This is a genomic window from Streptomyces sp. NPDC097129 (assembly GCF_055668065.1).
Genome location: NZ_JBVOQE010000074.1, coordinates 1 through 1,252 on the forward strand (window position 1 = coordinate 1; position 1,252 = coordinate 1,252).

General features: G+C 63.2%; 2 protein-coding genes. Both read left to right on the forward strand.

All coding sequences use genetic code 11. The features are described 5' to 3' along the window. Positions 1–530: carboxyl transferase domain-containing protein (locus AC0B9F_RS38190; protein WP_472010414.1), on the forward strand; the 530-nt coding region annotated here is incomplete at its 5' end. Beyond that, the coding region (locus AC0B9F_RS38195) for a hypothetical protein (protein ID WP_472010416.1) at positions 527–1,252 on the forward strand (726 nt) is incomplete at its 3' end. The genes AC0B9F_RS38190 and AC0B9F_RS38195, both read left to right, overlap by 4 nt.

Sequence of the window (1,252 nt, forward strand, 5' to 3'; positions counted from 1 at the left end):
GACGGGGCATGAAACTTGCCGAAGAACTACAACTCCCGCTTGTCCTCGTGATCGACACTTTGGGCGCGTCGCTGTCCAAAGAAGCTGAAGAACGTGGACTGGCCCCTGAGATCGCCCGTTGCATCGCCGACCTCGTGACGCTGAAGACCCCGACAGTGTCGGTGTTGCTCGGCCAGGGAACAGGCGGCGGGGCGCTCGCGCTGCTGCCCGCCGATCGGGTACTCGCGGCACAGAACGGGTGGCTCGCTCCCCTGCCGCCGGAAGGCGCAAGCGCGATCGTCCATCGCGACATCAGTCACGCACCGGAGATGGCGGCAGCGCAGGGCATTCGTTCGTTGGATCTGCTTCGAGACGGCGTGATCGACGCGATCATTCCCGAAACGCCTGACGCGGCCGACGAACCCGTGGAATTCTCCAAGAGGGTAGGGGCTGCGATAGCGCACGAACTCTTCGTGCTTGCCGAAGAGTCGGACACCGATCGCCAGTCCTCCCGTATCGCGCGCTATCGAAACCTGGGAGTTCCGCAATGACGACGAAGGACCGGAATGCGCTGACGCTGCCGCACAGTTACGACCGCGCGGCACTCGCTCGTTTCGAATTGTTCCTGTTCGCGGGCATCGCCACCGTGCTGATCACCCGCGCATATCTGGCGGCAACGGGCTATCCCCAGATCGGGGGCGGCGCCCTCCACATCGCACACGTTCTCTGGGGCGGATTGCTGATGGCCGTAGCCATCGTGGCGACCGCCATCACCGAAGGCTCTCGCACGCGTGACCTGGCCACGCTGGTCGGCGGAATCGGGTTCGGTCTCTTCATCGACGAGGTCGGAAAATTCGTCACCGCCGACGTCGATTACTTCTACCAGCCTGCCATCGCGATCATGTACGTCGTCTTCGTTCTCTTCTATCTTGCCGCGCGCGAGGTGGTGATTCGGCGCGGAATGAATGATCGTCATCGGCTCGCCATCGGGGCGCGAGCGCTCTCGGACCTCGCTCTCGGTCAGCTCGACGAGATCCAGTACAACCACGCCCTCCGCGTACTCGACGGCGTCGAAGACCGCAGCCTCACCGACCTCGTCGATTCGATCAAAGCCGGCCTGCATTCACAGACTCCGCCGACCGGCGGTATCGAATCGAAGATCACTCGTGGCCGCAACGCGTTCTTCCACCGTGCTGATGAACTGCTCCGGCACCGGGTCGTCCGCCGACTGGTACTGACCCTGTTCGTACTGCAGGCTCTTCTGGCGATTGTC